Annotated in this window: 15 protein-coding genes, 1 tRNA gene and 1 pseudogene; 11 read left to right on the forward strand and 6 right to left on the reverse strand. The window is 63.1% G+C overall.

Annotated elements, in window-relative coordinates:
- Positions 1 to 283: 283 nt before the first annotated feature.
- Positions 284 to 3,343 (reverse strand): ATP-binding protein, encoded by a 3,060-nt coding sequence (locus FXV83_RS12515; RefSeq protein WP_148739514.1) that lies wholly within the window; start codon positions 3,341 to 3,343, stop codon positions 284 to 286.
- Positions 3,344 to 3,603: 260 nt separating this feature from the next.
- Between FXV83_RS12515 and FXV83_RS12520 the strand changes: the two genes are divergently transcribed.
- Positions 3,604 to 4,098, forward strand: coding sequence for a hypothetical protein (locus FXV83_RS12520; protein WP_148739484.1), 495 nt, complete (start codon positions 3,604 to 3,606; stop codon positions 4,096 to 4,098).
- A gap of 182 nt (positions 4,099 to 4,280) precedes the next feature.
- Positions 4,281 to 5,318: a thermonuclease family protein gene (locus FXV83_RS12525; RefSeq protein WP_148739485.1), complete on the forward strand. Its 1,038-nt coding sequence runs from the start codon at positions 4,281 to 4,283 to the stop codon at positions 5,316 to 5,318.
- 135 nt (positions 5,319 to 5,453) lie between these two features.
- Here the strand turns inward: FXV83_RS12525 and FXV83_RS12530 are convergent, their stop codons facing one another.
- Positions 5,454 to 6,206 carry an SDR family NAD(P)-dependent oxidoreductase gene (locus tag FXV83_RS12530; protein ID WP_148739486.1) on the reverse strand — a complete coding sequence of 251 codons (753 nt, stop codon included), beginning with the start codon at positions 6,204 to 6,206 and terminating at the stop codon, positions 5,454 to 5,456.
- 95 nt (positions 6,207 to 6,301) lie between these two features.
- On the opposite strand from FXV83_RS12530, the gene FXV83_RS12535 reads away from it, so the two are divergent.
- Positions 6,302 to 6,613: an ArsR/SmtB family transcription factor gene (locus tag FXV83_RS12535; protein WP_148739487.1), complete on the forward strand. Its 312-nt coding sequence runs from the start codon at positions 6,302 to 6,304 to the stop codon at positions 6,611 to 6,613.
- Here FXV83_RS12535 and FXV83_RS12540 read toward each other — a convergent pair.
- On the reverse strand, positions 6,585 to 8,039 hold the full coding sequence (locus FXV83_RS12540; protein ID WP_148739488.1) for an MFS transporter: 1,455 nt from the start codon (positions 8,037 to 8,039) through the stop codon (positions 6,585 to 6,587). The two genes, FXV83_RS12535 and FXV83_RS12540, sit on opposite strands and share 29 nt — an antisense overlap.
- Positions 8,040 to 8,251: 212 nt before the next feature.
- Here FXV83_RS12540 and FXV83_RS12545 point away from each other — a divergent pair, with 212 nt between their 5' ends.
- A complete protein-coding gene (locus tag FXV83_RS12545) occupies positions 8,252 to 8,521 on the forward strand; it encodes a hypothetical protein (protein WP_148739489.1) in 270 nt (89 codons plus the stop codon).
- Between the two features lie 20 nt (positions 8,522 to 8,541).
- The gene (locus tag FXV83_RS12550; protein WP_148739490.1) at positions 8,542 to 9,450 is read left to right on the forward strand and encodes an RNA polymerase sigma factor; all 909 of its coding nucleotides are present in this window, start codon (positions 8,542 to 8,544) and stop codon (positions 9,448 to 9,450) included.
- 117 nt (positions 9,451 to 9,567) lie between these two features.
- Here the strand turns inward: FXV83_RS12550 and FXV83_RS12560 are convergent.
- Positions 9,568 to 9,644 (reverse strand) — tRNA-Met (locus FXV83_RS12560).
- A gap of 393 nt (positions 9,645 to 10,037) precedes the next feature.
- Between FXV83_RS12560 and FXV83_RS12565 the strand changes: the two are divergent.
- Positions 10,038 to 10,188 (forward strand): annotated as a pseudogene (locus FXV83_RS12565) (coniferyl aldehyde dehydrogenase); the annotation flags it as partial.
- A gap of 207 nt (positions 10,189 to 10,395) precedes the next feature.
- Here the strand turns inward: FXV83_RS12565 and FXV83_RS12570 are convergent.
- Positions 10,396 to 11,157, reverse strand: a complete 762-nt coding sequence (locus tag FXV83_RS12570; RefSeq protein WP_148739491.1) for an SDR family NAD(P)-dependent oxidoreductase — start codon at positions 11,155 to 11,157, stop codon at positions 10,396 to 10,398.
- Between the two features lie 107 nt (positions 11,158 to 11,264).
- On the opposite strand from FXV83_RS12570, the gene FXV83_RS12575 reads away from it, so the two are divergent.
- A complete protein-coding gene (locus tag FXV83_RS12575) occupies positions 11,265 to 11,777 on the forward strand; it encodes a CvpA family protein (RefSeq protein WP_148739492.1) in 513 nt (170 codons plus the stop codon).
- 127 nt (positions 11,778 to 11,904) lie between these two features.
- A complete protein-coding gene (locus tag FXV83_RS12580) occupies positions 11,905 to 12,687 on the forward strand; it encodes an SDR family oxidoreductase (RefSeq protein WP_148739493.1) in 783 nt (260 codons plus the stop codon).
- Positions 12,688 to 12,865: 178 nt separating this feature from the next.
- Here the strand turns inward: FXV83_RS12580 and FXV83_RS12585 are convergent, their stop codons facing one another.
- Positions 12,866 to 13,342: a DUF3775 domain-containing protein gene (locus tag FXV83_RS12585; RefSeq protein ID WP_148739494.1), complete on the reverse strand. Its 477-nt coding sequence runs from the start codon at positions 13,340 to 13,342 to the stop codon at positions 12,866 to 12,868.
- A gap of 125 nt (positions 13,343 to 13,467) precedes the next feature.
- On the opposite strand from FXV83_RS12585, the gene FXV83_RS12590 reads away from it, so the two are divergent.
- The 3 genes from FXV83_RS12590 (at position 13,468) to FXV83_RS12600 (ending at position 16,127) form a co-directional block, all read left to right on the forward strand.
- Positions 13,468 to 14,319: an MBL fold metallo-hydrolase gene (locus FXV83_RS12590; protein WP_148739495.1), complete on the forward strand. Its 852-nt coding sequence runs from the start codon at positions 13,468 to 13,470 to the stop codon at positions 14,317 to 14,319.
- 188 nt (positions 14,320 to 14,507) lie between these two features.
- Positions 14,508 to 15,350, forward strand: coding sequence for a fumarylacetoacetate hydrolase family protein (locus tag FXV83_RS12595; RefSeq protein WP_148739496.1), 843 nt, complete (start codon positions 14,508 to 14,510; stop codon positions 15,348 to 15,350).
- Positions 15,351 to 15,515: 165 nt separating this feature from the next.
- Positions 15,516 to 16,127: a glutathione S-transferase family protein gene (locus tag FXV83_RS12600; RefSeq protein WP_148739497.1), complete on the forward strand. Its 612-nt coding sequence runs from the start codon at positions 15,516 to 15,518 to the stop codon at positions 16,125 to 16,127.
- The last annotated feature ends 15 nt before the right edge of the window (positions 16,128 to 16,142 follow it).

A 16,142-nucleotide genomic window follows, 5' to 3' on the forward strand; every position in this document is an offset into this window, starting at 1 on the left:
AAATCGGATGCTAAAAAATGTGAATCAAGAGTCACCTGGCCCTGCGGCTAGGCCAACGGTAGCCGACCTCTGTCCGCGTGCAAGAGGCTTTCAGGGGGCTTTGTCACGGAGCGGACGGCAAGAGCGGGCGGCATGAGCGTGGCGTTCTCTGCCCTGCACAACGGGCAGGGCCTTTAAGAACGGCGAAAACAACCCCATGCACAGTAGCTAAGTCATTGTGCTGCCTGCAAGATTTATCTGACATATCGACTGCGCCGGCACACTGGTGGAGCCGAGAGAAGGATCAGGTCAGCTCATCGCCCCGGGCGAGCATCTCGCTCAACATCGCCTCGGCCTTCTGCCTGAGCGGCAGCGCACCACTCTCGGATGCGATCGCGATGGTGCCGCGCAGGGCAGCGAGAATAGCCGCCTTGTTCTCGTCGCTTGACGGCGGCGTCACCACGGCCTCGCCGAACAGGGCCTCGGCCTCGAGGCCAGCAAACCCCTGCTGTCGGGCGGTGTTGCGCGCCTCGCGCAGCATGTTCTGCGCGGCCTGGACATCGCCGAGCCGGCTGGTGGCAAGCGCCAGGTAGATCGAGCTGCGCAGCACTGCGGAGGTATAGCCGACCGCCTTCGCCTCCTCGCGCGCTTCGCCAAGCATGCCGCGCGCCCGGTCGAACAGTCCCTGCTCCAGATAGGCGATGCCGAGATGGCAGGCGAGCACGGGGACGAACAGCCGGATGCCATGCTTCTGCGCGAGGACAAAACCTTGCTCGAGAATGGCCGCGGCCGCCGCCGGATCGTTGCGGCCGAGCATCAGCCAGCCGCCGCTATAGGCTGCGGCGACGCGGTCATAGGGACGGCCCGTCTCCTCCGCAATCGCGGCGGCCTGCTGCCGAAGCTGCTCGGCGACATCGAGCCCGCCCATGACGGTGTGGGTGAAGCTCTTCATCATGCAGCAGAGCAGGAGCAGGGATCGGGGGGTCGTGCCAATCGGGGCGCCGGCCTCCGCACCCGTCAAATGGGCATGGGCAACAGCCAACGTCTTCTCCGATTCATGATAGCGACCGGCAAGGAAATAGGCCTGTCCCAGGCTATATTGTGCGAGATTGCGCCAGCCGGGATCACCCCACTCTCCCGCGAGACGAACGACTTCCTCGCCGATCGCGACAGCTTCAACGGGCGTACCATAGAAATTCTGTGCACCCGCTCTGACGGTCATCGCCGCCACCTTGCGTCCGATGTCGCCGATGGCATCAGCGCGCCGTTCGGCATCCTTTCCCAGCTCAAGGGCCTCGGCAACGCGGCCAGACCCCGCAAAAGCCAGGCGCGCCTCCATCCGCAGGTCAATGGCATCCGTTTCCCGCGAATGGGACACCGGCATCTTGTCGAGCGAGCCCATCGCGATCTCGAAGTAATCGACCGCATCGGCATATGCCGAGCGGGCCAGACATTTTCGAGCGGCGCTCCTGCCGTGGTGAAACGCCTTCTGCCACTCCTTCGCACGCGTCGCATGATAGCAGAGTGTATCCGGGCCATCGGACCACATCTCTTCGCTCTCGAAGGCCGCTAGAATTGCGGCATGAATGCCCTCGCGCACCTTTTCGACCATCGAGTCGTAGGTCACCTGTCGAACCATTTCGTGTCGAAATTCGAGGGAGTCCTCCAATTCACTGTCGATCCTGACGAGTAACTCGGCTCGATCGAGTGCAGCGAGATAATTCTGTAGGGCGTCCTCCGGCAGCGCCGCCACTTTGCGCAGCATGGCCTGGTTCGCGCGAGGGCCAAGCGAGGCGGCGATCTGGAGAAGCGAGCGTTCCTGCCGCGAGATCCGGTCCAGCCGGGCTGCGATCACCCCCTGGATGCTGCTCGGGATACCGAGCTCGTCAACAGGCCGCACGAGGGACAGGTCACCCCATTGGCCCAGAAGCGTGCCGCTGTCCTTCAGACTGCGGCAGACTTCCTCGATGAAGAGCGGGACATTGGCCGTGTGAGAAATGATCCGGTTCTTCAAGTCCACATTTGCCGTGGAAGGGCCAAGCATCTCTGCGAGCATGGCCAACCCTGAATCATTATCGAGCGGCCGCATCGCCACGATTTCTGCGTGACAGCGCGCGATCCAGACCGGCATTCCGTCAGGCCTGCTTGTGAGCAATACAAGCAGGTTGGGAATCTGCAATCCTGCAAGGGCAGCTATGACCGCGTCGCTGGCTCGATCAATCCAATGCAGGTCCTCGATGAAAAGGACGGTGCGCTGCTGACGGGCTACACGCTCCACAACCGCGCAGCTCGCATCGGAAATCGCGCGGCCCCGCGCGTAAGGCTCCAGTTCGCTCCAACTTGCGTCCGAAACGGGTAGATCCAATACGGCATCGAGCGCAAGCTGATGGATCCCCGACAGCTCCTTTCGGGGATCCGCCAAACGACCCGGCTCTCTGGCGGCCGCCTCCACGACCGAGAGCATGACGCGCTTGAGCGTGCTGAACGATGCACCCTGGAGATTCGGACTGCATTCGGCATCGATCAACCGCCAACCATCGGTCCGGAGGCCCTGCACAAACTCATGCGCCAGCCGCGACTTGCCAATGCCGGCGTCGCCCATCAGCAGAACGGTCTGCCGGCTTGCGCTCACCCTTTCGGTAGCACGCCAGAGCAGAGCGCGCTCCGTCGTGCGATCGACGAACCGGGAGACGCTGCGCGCTCGTCGCACCCGCCAGCTCGAAAGATCGCTCGCGCCCATGACCCGGTAGACGGGGAGCGGCTCGCTGAAGCCGCGCAGTGCCTTGCGGCCCAAGGCTTCGAACCGGACATGCCCATCCGCGAGCTTCTGACAGGCTTCCGACACGTAGATCTGATTTGCTTCGGCGGCCGACTCCAGCCGCGCCGCCAGATGCTGGGCAGCGCCGCCGATCTCGTAGACTTTGGAGAACTCGCTGGCGACCATGTAGGCCACGACGTGGCCGGAGTGGAGACCGACCCGAACCTGCAGTCCGGGATCGCCCAGGCTCGCGACACGCCGGACCAGCTCGATGGCGGCGTGACAGGCCAGCGGAGCATGGTTGTCGTCCGCGATCGGTGCACCAAACACCGCCGCCACTCCGTCGCCTAGCTCCTTGCTGACGATTCCGCCGAACTGGCGTACCGCTCCCCTCATGGCGGCCAGAGCGGGCTCCAGGCGCGAGACAGCCTCCTCCGGCTCCAGTTCGGCAACAAGCCCGGTGGAATCGACGACGTCGGCCCGGAGAATTGTCACAAATCGTCGTTCGCTGTCGGGATCGACGCGCAGACGGCGCACCGCTGCTCCACATTTGGAGCACCAGCTATCACCCGGATCAATCGCCGACTGACACGCGAAGCAATGCATTCCAGCGCTTCCAACGACTGCCGTGGCAGCCCCGCCCCAACGCCCCGGGGCGTTCCGCCTTACATTACCGAACAGGAGATGCATGGCAATCAGGTATGCGACATACGCGATGTTACAGGATGGTGGCTCTCTGGACGAAGTACAGTCCTGGGTGGTAGCGTAATGCGCACACCAAATCGGGTGATCGGCCGCAGCGTGACGCGTATTTTCGGCCAACGCGGTAGAGGTTTTGACAAACAGATATATCGAGGAAAGAGGCGATGGCCGGACTGACATATAGCGGCAAGGCATTTCGAGATTTGATGAACAGCAATTACTATCCTCTGGCGAATATGAAAAAGAGCGTCGCGAAGCTCAAGGCATCGGACGACATCGATCTGCCGACGTTGGAATACGGCCAGTACCACCTGATTTTGGCCCCGGCATCGCAGTGGCCGCAGGGAAGCGCCAAGTACTGGCACAAGGAGAAGGGCCGGGCCCGCGTCGACCTCAGCAGCCAGCCGAACACGATCCCATTGTCCAAGGATGAGCCCGGCGTCATCCCCCTGACGCGATGCGATCTGCTCGATGCCTGCGTCCGGAAATGCTTCAACTCCGAGCCGCCGATCCCGATGAAGACGAAGATCATCACCCACGCAGCCAGCGATGCCTACGCTCACCGGCACGAGATCCGGCTGGAGTGGGAATACAAGAAGGGCGAGGACAAGGCGCCGACGCTGCTCTATCTGACGATGGTCTGCCCGCACAGATCCTGATTCAGCCGAATCCGAGCCGGTCCGTCGCGCCTCGCTCTGCGCCACGGATTGATCCTGCCCTGTCGCGTGCGACCGGCACCTCCCGTCATGGGACTGTCGCACGAAGATGATCCGCTGCTCGCAAGTGTGCGCGCGCCCCCTTCTCCGAAACGACAGCCGCGCCCGTTTGACAGGAGCGGCCGATGCCCGCGGGACTGCTGGAGGTCGAAGGCACGATCGATGTCGGCCAGTTCTGGCCGGAGGGGCGATCGGACGCCGACACCACCAAGGTCGTGGTGAACGTCGCGCCCAACGCGATCCGCTTCCGCAAGAATGACGCCTCGCCGTCCCGGCCGACCCGTGTCTTCGACGATGCCAAGGTCAAAGGGCGAACCAACACGGCGCCGATCAAGAACGGCAAGCTCACCGTTCGCCTCCAGGGCATCGACGCGCCGGAGTTGCACTATCAGCCGTCGCCGCTGTCGGCCGCCGAGAAGAAGGGGCTGACGGACGCCAAGCGCGCGGCCTATCACGAGGTCACGCATCCTTATCGGCAATTCCTCGGCGCGACCTCGAGCAAGGCGCTGCATGACTTCCTCGCCAGCAGCGGCGAGGCGACGCTGGCCTGTCGGGTGTTCACCCATGTCGATGCGCCGAACGAGGTGTTCGACACCTATGGCCGGCTGGTCGGCGACATCGAGTTGACGGTCGGCGGCAAGACGATCGACATCAACCACTGGCTGGTCGCACAGGGCTTTGCCTATCCGACCTTCTACTCCTCGATGAACGAGGACGAGATCAAGGCCTTCCTCGCGCTCGCCAAGACCGCGCGATCGAACAAGCTGCCGGTCTGGAAGCATCTGGCGAAAACCGTTCCCGCCTTCGACTTCGACCTGCGCGAGCCGAGGGCCAACGAGACCGGCGTGCTCGCCACTGACAAGGGCCCGGTGATCCTGCCAAAGCTCTACCGCCGCCAGACCAACTGGTCGGCGCGCAAGAAGGCAAAGGTGACGAGCAAGAACTTTCAGAAGTTTTTGGCGGAAGGATCAGGCGGCAAGCCCGACACCTGCTACGCGATCGACGATTTCCTGACCAACGGCGTGCATTCGGCGACGCCGCGGAATTTTGCGGAGTTCGTCGAGGGCGGGACGAAAATCAGGTTTCAGCCGGAGGGGCTGGTGTTTGGGGAAGCGCCGTCGAGTTTGGTAGGGGCGGATGGAAAGGCGATCAAAGAGTTCTGAAGGCGCTCGGAGCTCGGAGCAAAATGACCCGCAAGGCGGGCCATTTTGCTCGTCACGGCGTACCTGGTTGCAGACTTACGCAAACGACCAGGGACGACGGCCTTCAGCACCGTCGAGCCGCCAAGCGAGCCATCCTCAGCGCAGGCCGCCGGCGACGTGAAGTGTCTCGCCCGTGACGTAGGACGCGTCGTCCGAAGCGAAGAAGGCCACCGCGGCAGCGATCTCCTCGACCTTGCCGACGCGGCCAAGGGGGGTGGCGGATTCGATCCAGTCGCGCATGTCGCCCTCGTGCAGGCCGGCGGATACGACGCCTTCGGTGACGATCATGCCCGGATTGACGGCGTTGACGCGGATCTTGCGCGGCGCCAGCTCCTTCGACAGCACGGCGGAGATCGCATCCACCGATGCTTTCGTCGCGGTGTATACGGCGGTGTTCGCCGGCGCGATGGTCGATACGCCGGAACTGATGTTGATGATGCTTCCGCCATTGGGATTGAAGTGCCGCACCGCTTCCCCCGAGATCAAGAGAAGGCCGAGCACATTGAGGTCGAAGTGCTTGTGGAAGTGCTCGGCGGTGATGGCCTCGAGCGGCGCGAACTCGTAAATACCCGCGTTGTTGACCAGAATGTCGATAGCGCCCAACGCCTCCACAGTCCCCGCGACCACGCTTTTCACGTCATTGGCGTCGGCGAGGTTACCGCGAACTGCGACGGCTTTGCCACCCTTGGCGATGATGGCGGCGACCACGCGGTCGGCGGCCTCTTTGCTGGCGCTGTAGTTCACGGCGACCGCCGCACCCTCAGCTGCGAGCCGGGCGGCGATTGCGGCGCCGATGCCTTTGGATGCTCCGGTCACGAGCGCAACTTTTCCTTCAAGTCTCTTGGTCACTGCACATCTCCACGATCCGGCGGGGCTGCCGATGTTCGATAGTTCAGTAATAGTGAACTATTGAAGGAGATCAAGGGAGCTGCTATATTTTAGGCATGGCGCAGTTTGTTCACCCGGCGCGGGACGAGATTTCACTGGCCGGAGTGCTGGGAGCCCTCGCGGATCCCATGCGGCTGCGCATCGTCAAAAGCTTGGCCGCGCAGAAGGATTGCATGTCGTGCACCGAGGCAGCGCCTTGCCCCGATATGGCGAAGTCGACCCTGTCGAACCATTTCCGGATTCTGCGAGAGGCCGGCCTGATTCGGACGTCAAAGCAAGGCGTCCAGCACCGCAACATCCTGCGCGAGGACGACATCAACGCGCGGTTTCCGAAATTGCTCAAGCTGATCCTGAGCTTTCCGGACTGAAGGCGTTCGCTCGCGTTTCACCCGTTCCTTGCGGCGCCGAGGCGGTCGACACCGATTCCCGAGCCGGCAGCAACAGGCCGATCCACGCGCCGGCCAGCGACAGTAGCGCCGCCAAGGTCATCGCAGCCCCAAAACCATCGGCGAAATGCGCCGGGCTATCCATTGCACCATTCGCCGCGAACGTGGCAACCAGCGCAGCAATCCCGAACATGCCGCCGAGAAACCGGCCCATATTGAATATACCGGAGGCCTTTGCCATCTCAGGCAACGAGACCGAGCTCAAGATGGCGCTCTGCGCTGCCGGCATTGCCATGGATACGCCCACGCCAGCAACCATCAGCGGAACGACGAGCGCGCCATAGCCGGCATCGGGCGAGGCGATCAAGGCGATCCAACCGAGCCCGATGGCCTGCATGATGAGACCCGTCACCACCAAGGGCCGCTCGCCGAATTTGCCGACCACCGCGCCCGCTATCGGGGCGGTCACAAACAGGGTCGCGGTCCATGGCAACAGGCGCAGCCCGCCGCCGAAAGCGCCGAAATGCAGGGTCACTTGCAGGAACTGCGGCAGCAAAAATAGCACCCCATACATCGCGGCATAAAACAGGAAGCTCAGCGAGAGCGCCGCGGAGAACGGCCGTGACGCGAACAGCCGTAACGGCACCATCGGCGCGGCGGCGCGCGACTCCCAGATCAGGAACGCGGCCGCGAAGGCGAGACCAGCGACAATCGCACCTACGACTTCCGCGCTGGTCCAGCCGACGGTGTTGCCGCGCATGAGGCTCCAGACCCAGGCCAGTGAGGCAGTGGCGACCAGCGCCAACCCGATGATGTCAAGTGTTGCCGCCGGTCCAAAGCTTTCACGCAAGCGCGCCCGTACCAGCGTGGCTGCGATCGCGCCAATCGGCAGGTTGATCCAGAAGATGGAGCGCCAGCCCAGTTGCTGGGTGAACAGGCCCCCCATCGCAGGCCCGACAATGAGTGCAAAGCCGGTAATCCCGGAAAAAATGCCGAGCGCTTTTGCACGTTCCTCGCGCTCGAACGTACCGCTCAGGATCGCCATCGCAAGCGGCATCACCAAGGCCGCCCCTGCGCCCTGCACTGCACGCGCCGCGATCAACCACTCGACCGTCCGTGCCAGCGCGCAAGCGGCGGAAGCGAGTGTAAACAGCACGATGCCGCCGGCGAACATCCTGCGCCGGCCGAACCGGTCGCCGAGCGCGGCCCCGGACAGCAGTAACACGGCGAATGCGAGATTATAGGCGTTGACGGTCCATTGCAGTGTCTCGACCGTGCTTGAGAACTCGGTGCGGATATCTGCGAACGCCGTCGTAAGCACCAAAGCATCCAACGCCATCATGAACGAGGCGAGTGAGGTCAGAGCGAGGACCCAGGTCTTCTCAGCGGGGTTGGGAGCGTCTTGCATCTGGCAATCTCCATCCTGGCGCCAGAACGGCGCCGTCGCACGGAGGACGAAGCAAAAGGGCCCAAGGATGCGGCCTCAAAAAAATTATGCGGGCCGCATCCTTTGGGCCCAGGCAGACGTCTTATGTGGTTGAGAAGCCGCAGCGGCGCTGCGGCCGAGGCGAGGAGGCAACCATGAAAAGAACAGTGATCCGTTACAAGACCAGACCCGAAATGGCCGACAAGAATGCCGAGTTGGTCGCGGCGGTGTTTGCCGAGTTGAAGGCGGCGCAACCAGATAACGTGCGTTACTTGACGCTGCGGCTCGAGGACAACAGCTTCATCCACATTGTCGAAACAACCGCCGAGAACGATTCGTCACCGATCACGAAGCTTGCGGCCTTTCAAGCGTTTCAGAGCGGTATACGCGACCGCTGCGCCGAGCCGCCGGTCTTCAATAGTGCTATCGTCGTCGGCAACTATCGCATACTGGCGGAGCCATAGGGCTTGGTGGTGGAGGCATCATGAATTCGGCTCAGGAAGTCGCAGCACACGACATTCCGGCGGTCCTGCTAACCATGCGGCCGCGGCTGCACCGCTATTGCGCGCGCATGATCGGATCCGCCATCGACGGGGAAGACGTGTTGCAGGACGCACTGATGAAGGCTGTGGAGGCGGTCTCCACGGCCGGCCCGATCCGCAATCCGGAGGCCTGGCTGTTCCGGATCGCCCACAACACGGCGCTCGATTTCCTGCGCCGTCGCAACCGGCAGGAGGCACTGCATTCGCTTCAGGAGGTGGACATGATCGTCGACGAGATCGATACCGTCGCAAGCCGCCAAATCGCCGCGACCAGCCTGCGTACATTCATGCGCCTGCCGGTTGGCCAACGCGCAAGCGTTATCCTGATGGACGTGCTCGGCTGCTCGCTTCAAGAGATTTGCGATGTCATGGACTTGAGACTGCCGGCAGTAAAGGGCGCGTTGCATCGCGGGCGCGCGAGGCTGCGCGAACTTGCTGAGGAACCCGACGATGCGCCGCGTCCGCGTCTATCGACAGCCGACCGCGAGCGGCTCGCCAACTATGTCGACCATTTCAATGCGCGGGATTTCGATGCGATCCGCACCATGATTGCCGAGGACGTCAAGCTCGATCTGGTGAACAAGTCCCGGCTGGATGGCAAAGCCGAGGTGTCCCGCTACTTCGGCAACTACGCCAAGATCAATGACTGGCACCTCGTACCCGGCCTCGTCGAGGGCCGTCCGGCCATCTTGGTGCTCGATCCCATGGCGACCCTCGGCGCAAAGCCGAAATACTTCATTCTGCTCGGCTGGTCGGCGGGCAAAGTCGTTAGGATTCGGGACTTCAGGCACGCCGCGTACGTCGCCGATGAGGCTGACATCCAAGTTGACCAGGACAACATCAGGCGCTAGCAGCCCGACCGGCCATGCTACGCACGAAATTCAGTGCGGCGGGACCCGCCAAGATCATGAAAAGTCCACAAAAAACGAACACTCCCGCAGAAGTCGCTGCGGGAGTGTTCATTATCTTGGTTGCGGGGATAGGATTTGAACCTATGACCTTCAGGTTATGAGCCTGACGAGCTACCGGGCTGCTCCACCCCGCGTTAAACCGTTGCTTTGCCTTCGCGAAAAATGCCGGGGACGGTGGATAGAGGGCCGACGCTGCTCGCGTGGCTTGCTTCTTCCGTCCCAAAGGCTTCCTTGGAAGGCAACCCCGGGCAAGGCCCGTCGGGTGCAGGGCGTATCTATCAACACGGGCTGCCTTTGGAAAGGGCTGCGGGAACGTTTTTTTCGACTTTATGACAGGCGCATGGACCGAATTCGGGTCCATTTGGCGCGCCCTTGCCAGAAGTTCCGCAAAGGGACAGCTTGCGGCAACAAAACAGCGGCGAAACGCCATTTTAGGGAGGAACGGCTTGGACCCATCCCTGGAGCCATCCTCGGACCGATCCCCGACGAGCGCTCCGCTGAGGGCACTCGAGGACGCCTTCCATGCCATGCTCGCGCGGTCGCGGGCCGAACCGGCGCCTGATCTAGCCGAGCGGCTCGACCCGGCTGGCGCGGCTGCGGGCCGTGGTCGCGGACAACGAGGAGCGCTTCCGGCAGGCGATCTCGGCAGACTTCGGCCACCGCTCGGCGGTGGAAACGGCAAGATCGCGCCGCTGGAGAAGCTGATGCGGTTCATGTCGTAACCGTCTCAACACCCGTCATTGCGAGCGAAGCGAAGCAATCCAGACCTTCGCCGCGGAGGGATTCTGGATTGCTTCGCTTCGCTCGCAATGACGACAACAACAAAAAATATTCGCAGGAACGACAACTGGCGACAGAGGCCGCACGCGGAGAGGCGAAGAAAAATCAATTCAGCAAGAACCCGCCGTCCACCGTCACCACGCTGCCCGTCATGTAACGCGAGGCCTGCGAGGCCAGCAGCAGGATGGCGCCGTCGAGATCGGATTCGGCGCCGACGCGGCGCTGAGGGATGCGTTTGGTCAGGCGCTCGCCTGGTGGCGTCGACCAGAACGCGTGGTTCATCTCGGTGTCGATATAGCCGGGCGCGAGCGCGTTGATGCGGATGTTTTGCCCGGCCAGCTCCAGCGCCATCGCTTTCGTCGCCTGGATGATGCCGGCCTTGGAGATCGCGTAAGGAGAGACCGCCTTCAAGACGCCGGTGCCGAGCACCGAGGCGATGTTGACGATGTTGCCTGACTGCTTGCGCGCGATCATGCGCCGCGCGACTTCGGTCGCGAGGAAATACGCGCCCTTGAGATTGGCGCCGATCACCGCATCCCAATCGGCCTCGGTCTGCTCGGTCGCAAGCTTTTCAATTGCGATGCCGGCATTGTTGATCAGCACCGTGACCGGGCCGAGCGCGGCTTCCGCGGCATCCACGGCCCTGGCGATCGAGCCGGTGTCGGTGACGTCGAGGGCGACGGCGGCGGCGCGGCCGCCCTTGCCGCGGATCTCATCTTCGAGGCTCTTCAGCTTGTCAACTTGCCGCGCCGCGAGCGCAACCGCTGCGCCATGCGCTGCCAGGATCCGGGCAAATTGCCGCCCTAGCCCCTGGCTTGCCCCGGTCACGAGGATGGTCTCTTTACTGACATCGAACAGGTCTGACATGAGCGAGTTTCCGGAAGCTTTGGAGCTCATCAATACAGACCATTTTAACGATCTGAAACCGGAATGATCGGTTCGGCGTTCATTCGTTCCATGGCAGGGTCTGGTGCATGAACAGTTTCGATCTGGCGGTCTATGCGGCGCTCGCGCTCGCGATCGGCTTCGGTTTCAGGACCGGCCTGCTCCGCAGCGCCATGACCATCCTCGCCTATCTGCTCGCCGCGCCCATCGCGGTCGCGCTGATGCCGCTGATTGCGCCGCAGATCACAGGTAATCCGAATTCGCCGCTGCTGCAAAACTGGATATGGTTCTTCGGCATCTTCGTGGTCGTCGGCATGCTGTTCGGGCACATCGGCCGCGTGGCGCTGAACGACACCATCGGCGAGGCCGGCATCGGCGATCGCCTCGGCGGCGCCGCGCTCGGCGCCATCAGGGTCGGTCTTGTCGCCACCACGCTGGTCCTGGTGTTCGATCAGATCGAGCCGGTCAATCGCCAGCCCCCCTTCCTCGCCGGCTCGCAGCTGCGACCACTGTTCTCGGCGGCCGGCCAGATGGGCTTCAAGTCGCTGCCGCCGGAGGCCGCGGCCGCGATCGACCGCCTCAAGCAGGAGCGGCGGATCTGATCAGGCGCATTTGCATCGCCGCGCGGAGGCGCATGCATTTTGATGCGAGCCCGTGGCTTATCAGCGGCGCCGAGGTTGGCTAGAGTGCCGCCCGCTAAAACCTGCCTGATATTACGGGAGTGAAACAGTGGATCTTGGGATCAAGGGTCGCCGCGCCATCGTCTGCGCATCAAGCAAGGGCCTCGGCCGTGCCTGCGCCATCTCGCTTGCGGATGCAGGCGTTCATGTCACGCTGACCGCGCGCGGCGCTGAGGCCCTGAAGAAGACCGCCGACGAGATCCGCAAGGCCTATCCGGACGTGACCGTCACCGAGATCGTCGGCGACATCACGACGCCGGCGGGGCGCGAGGCCGTGCTGAAGGCCTGCCCCGAGCCGGACATCCTGATCAACAATGCCGGCGGGCCGCCGCCCGGCGATTTCCGCAACTGGACCCGCGACGACTGGATCAAGGCGATCGACGCCAACATGCTCACCCCGATCGAACTGATCAAGGCAACCGTGGACGGCATGATGGCGCGCAAGTTCGGCCGCATCGTCAACATCACCTCGGCCGCGGTGAAGGCGCCGATCGACATCCTCGGCCTCTCCAATGGCGCGCGCGCCGGCCTCACCGGCTTCATCGCCGGCCTCTCGCGCAAGACCGTGATCAACAACGTCACCATCAACGGCCTGCTGCCGGGCCCGTTCGAGACCGACCGTTTGACCGGGACCGCGAAGGCGGAGGCCGACAAGCGCGGCATCACGCCGGAGCAGATCCTGGCTGAGCGCGCCAAGCTCAACCCGGCGGGCCGCTTCGGCCAACCCGACGAGTTCGGCTACGCCTGCGCCTTCCTCTGCGGCGCCAAGGCCGGCTTCATCACCGGGCAGAACCTTTTGCTCGACGGCGGCGCCTTCCCGGGGACGCTGTAGATCCATCACGACGCAAAAAATCTTCGAGACTTCGTCATGCCCGGGCTTGTCCCGCCTGCGCGGCCGAAGCCGCTTCGGCGAGGCGAAGGCCCGGGCATCGACGTTCTTTGGACGACGAGGCACGACGTGGATGGCCGGGACAAGCCCGGCCATGACGGCGCGGAATGAGCGAGAATAGTCACCGCTGCTTGGTGATCTCGTTCTCGTCCCGCTCGCTGGGATCAGAGGAATCGGCGGTGAGCTGCTCGTCGGTCCAGTCGATCCCGAATGCGTCGAGCCCGTCGGCGAGCAGATCGCCCAGCATCGGCTCGCCGAGCAGGTATTGCACCGTTTCACGGCGCGGGCTGCGATACTCGGACCGTGCCTCCACGGCACGGGCGCGCAAATCGTCCCAATCGTCGATCGTGCCGTCGCCGCGACCGAGCCAGGTCAGCGTGACGAGATCGAGCTGCTCGTCCTCGTTCAAGGCGATCATGAAGCCGCCGAGTTCGTTGCGGACCGGATCGGAGCCGTTGTCCTCCAGGACGTCGACCGCGTCGTCATCGGTCGGGTTCGAGCCCGAATCCGGATCGGTATCCGTCTCTTTGACGTCGAATTCGCGCGCCTTCTCGATGATGAAGGCCACCTTCTCGGCGGAAATGGCAAGCTCTGGCATGACTGCGCCTTTTGGCTGTCGCTGGGTTCCCGCGATAACGCCGCATCGCGTCAGATGATCCATTGCGCTTGCTGGCGGAAACCCGCATCTTTGCTGCCAAAATAAGAACAAGGAGGGCGCGCCACATGCAATGGACAGTCGGCAGGGTCAAAATCACCAGGGTGGTGGAATTGGAGACGGTCGGTTCGACCCGCTTCATCCTGCCCCTGGCGAGCAACGACGAGATCCGGAAGCTGCCCTGGCTGATCCCGCATTTTGCGACCGAGGAAGGCCGGCTGAAGATGTCGATCCACTCGCTGGTGGTTGAAACCCCGACCCGGCGCATCGTGGTCGATACAGGCCTCGGCAACGACAAGCAGGGCCGCAGCGTCCCAACCTGGAATAGTCGCACCACGCCATTTTTGGAGATGATGATTGCGGCAGGCTTTGCTCCTGGCAGCATCGACACCGTGCTGTGCACGCATCTTCACGTCGATCATGTCGGCTGGAACACCAAGCTGGTCGACGGCAAATGGGTGCCGGCCTTTCCCAAGGCGCGCTATGTGTTCGGCAAGACCGAATACGAGCACTGGCGCGACCATTCGACCGAGCCGGACAAGCAGGCTGTGTTCAACGATTCGGTAAAGCCGATCATGGACGCCGACCGCGCCGACCTGATCCCAAGCGACCATCGGCTCTGCGAAGAGGTCAGTATGATCCCGACCCCGGGCCACAGCCCCGGGCACATGAGCGTGTTGATTCAGTCGGACGGCGAGCAGGGGCTTCTGACCGGCGACGTCGCCCATCATCCCTGCCAGATGGCGCATCTGGCCTGGTCCTCGACGGCGGATTCCGACCAGATACAATCGGCCGCGACGCGCCGCGAATTGTTCAGTCGCTTTGCCGATACGCCGACGCTGGTGATCGGCGGCCATTTTTCGGCCGGGCACATCAAGCGGGATGGCGACGCGTTCAGATTTGTGGCGCTGCAATCGTAGGGTGGGCAAAGCGAAGCGTGCCCACCATGCCGCGTTAGCCACAACGTTGGTGGGCACGGCACTTCGCGCCTTTGCCCACCCTACATAGGAAGGGCTGCAATGCGCCCCACTTTGAGCGGTTGAATTTCCCGCCGCGCTGTTCCATGAAGCTAGCCAACCGATCGATCCATCTTGAGGGAGAAACGAGAATGAAGCTTGTTCGTTACGGCGAAAAGGGTGCGGAAAAGCCCGGCCTGATCGACAAATCCGGCCAGCTGCGTGACCTGTCGGCGCATGTGAAGGACCTGACCGGCGAGGCCTATTCGCCTGAGTCCCTGACGAAGCTGGCGGCGCTCGATCCCGCCTCGCTGCCCGCCGTCTCCGGCAAGCCGCGGTTCGGCGCGCCGGTCACCGGCATCTCGAAATTCGTGGCGATCGGCCTCAACTACAGCGACCACGCCAAGGAGACCGGCGCTGCGATCCCGACCGAGCCGATCATCTTCATGAAGGCCAACACCTCGCTCTCCGGTCCCAATGACGCGGTCGAGAAGCCGCGCGGCTCGACCAAGCTCGACTGGGAGGTCGAGATCGCCGCGATCATCGGCACCCGCGCCAAATACGTCTCGGAGGCCGACGCGCTGAACTACGTTGCCGGCTACTGCGTCTGCAACGACGTCTCCGAGCGCAACTTCCAGACCGAGCGCCTGGGCCAGTGGACCAAGGGCAAGTCGCACGACACCTTCGGCCCGCTCGGCCCGTGGCTCGCCACCAAGGACGAGATCAAGGACGTGCAGAACCTGTCGATGTGGCTCGACGTCAATGGCCAGCGCCGACAAACCGGCTCGACCACGACCATGATCTTCTCGATGGCGAAATGCGTCTCCTATGTCTCGCAGTTCATGACGCTGCTGCCCGGCGACATCATCACCACGGGCACCCCGCCCGGCGTCGGTCTCGGCATGAAGCCGCCGATCTTCCTCAATGTCGGCGACGTCATCACGCTCGGCATCGAAGGTCTCGGCGAGCAGCGCCAGGAAGTCGTTGCGGCGTAAGGTCTCCGTCCTCTCCCCGTCATTGCGAGCGAAGCGAAGCAATCCAGAATCCCTCCGCGGCGACACTCTGGATTGCTTCGTCGCACCAGCGCAAAACTGCTTCGCAATTTTGTCGCGGGCTCCTCGCAATGACGAACTACAAACTTTCATTTTGGGATGCCCGCCATGAAACTCACCTTCTCCCCCGCCTCTCCCTTCGCGCGCAAGGTGCGCATCGCTGCGATCGAGCTCGGGCTGATCGACAAGATCGAGTTCACGCCCGCGACCGTGGCGCCCGGGCAGGCCAACGAGGATTATTCGCGCATCACGCCGCTGAAGAAGCTGCCGGTGCTGATCACCAATGACGGCGATGTGATCTTGGATTCTTACGTCATAGTCGAATATCTCAACGAGATGGCCGGCGGCAGCCTGATCCCCGATTACGGCCCGCGGCGCTGGAAGGCCAAGACCAACCATTCGCTGATCAACGGCATGCTCGATTCCATGCTGCTATGCCGCTACGAGAAGATGGTGCGGCCGCAGGGCCTGCAATGGCAGGCGTGGTCGGACGACCACTGGAACCGGGCCTGGACCGGCATGGCGCGGTTCGAGAACATGCCTGATGTCCTGGACGGCCCGTTCGACATCTCGCAGATCGGTCTCGTTTGCGTGCTCGGCTATGCCGATTTTCGCTTCGCCGATTGCGGCTGGCGCAAGGCCTATCCGAAGCTCGACGCCTTCCATCAGAAGACGCTGGAGCGGCCCTCGGTCAAGATCTCGGTGCCGCCGGCAGCGTAAATTGCGGGAGTCCTC

Origin of the sequence: Bradyrhizobium hipponense (assembly GCF_008123965.1) — a bacterium.
Lineage (GTDB): Bacteria > Pseudomonadota > Alphaproteobacteria > Rhizobiales > Xanthobacteraceae > Bradyrhizobium > Bradyrhizobium hipponense.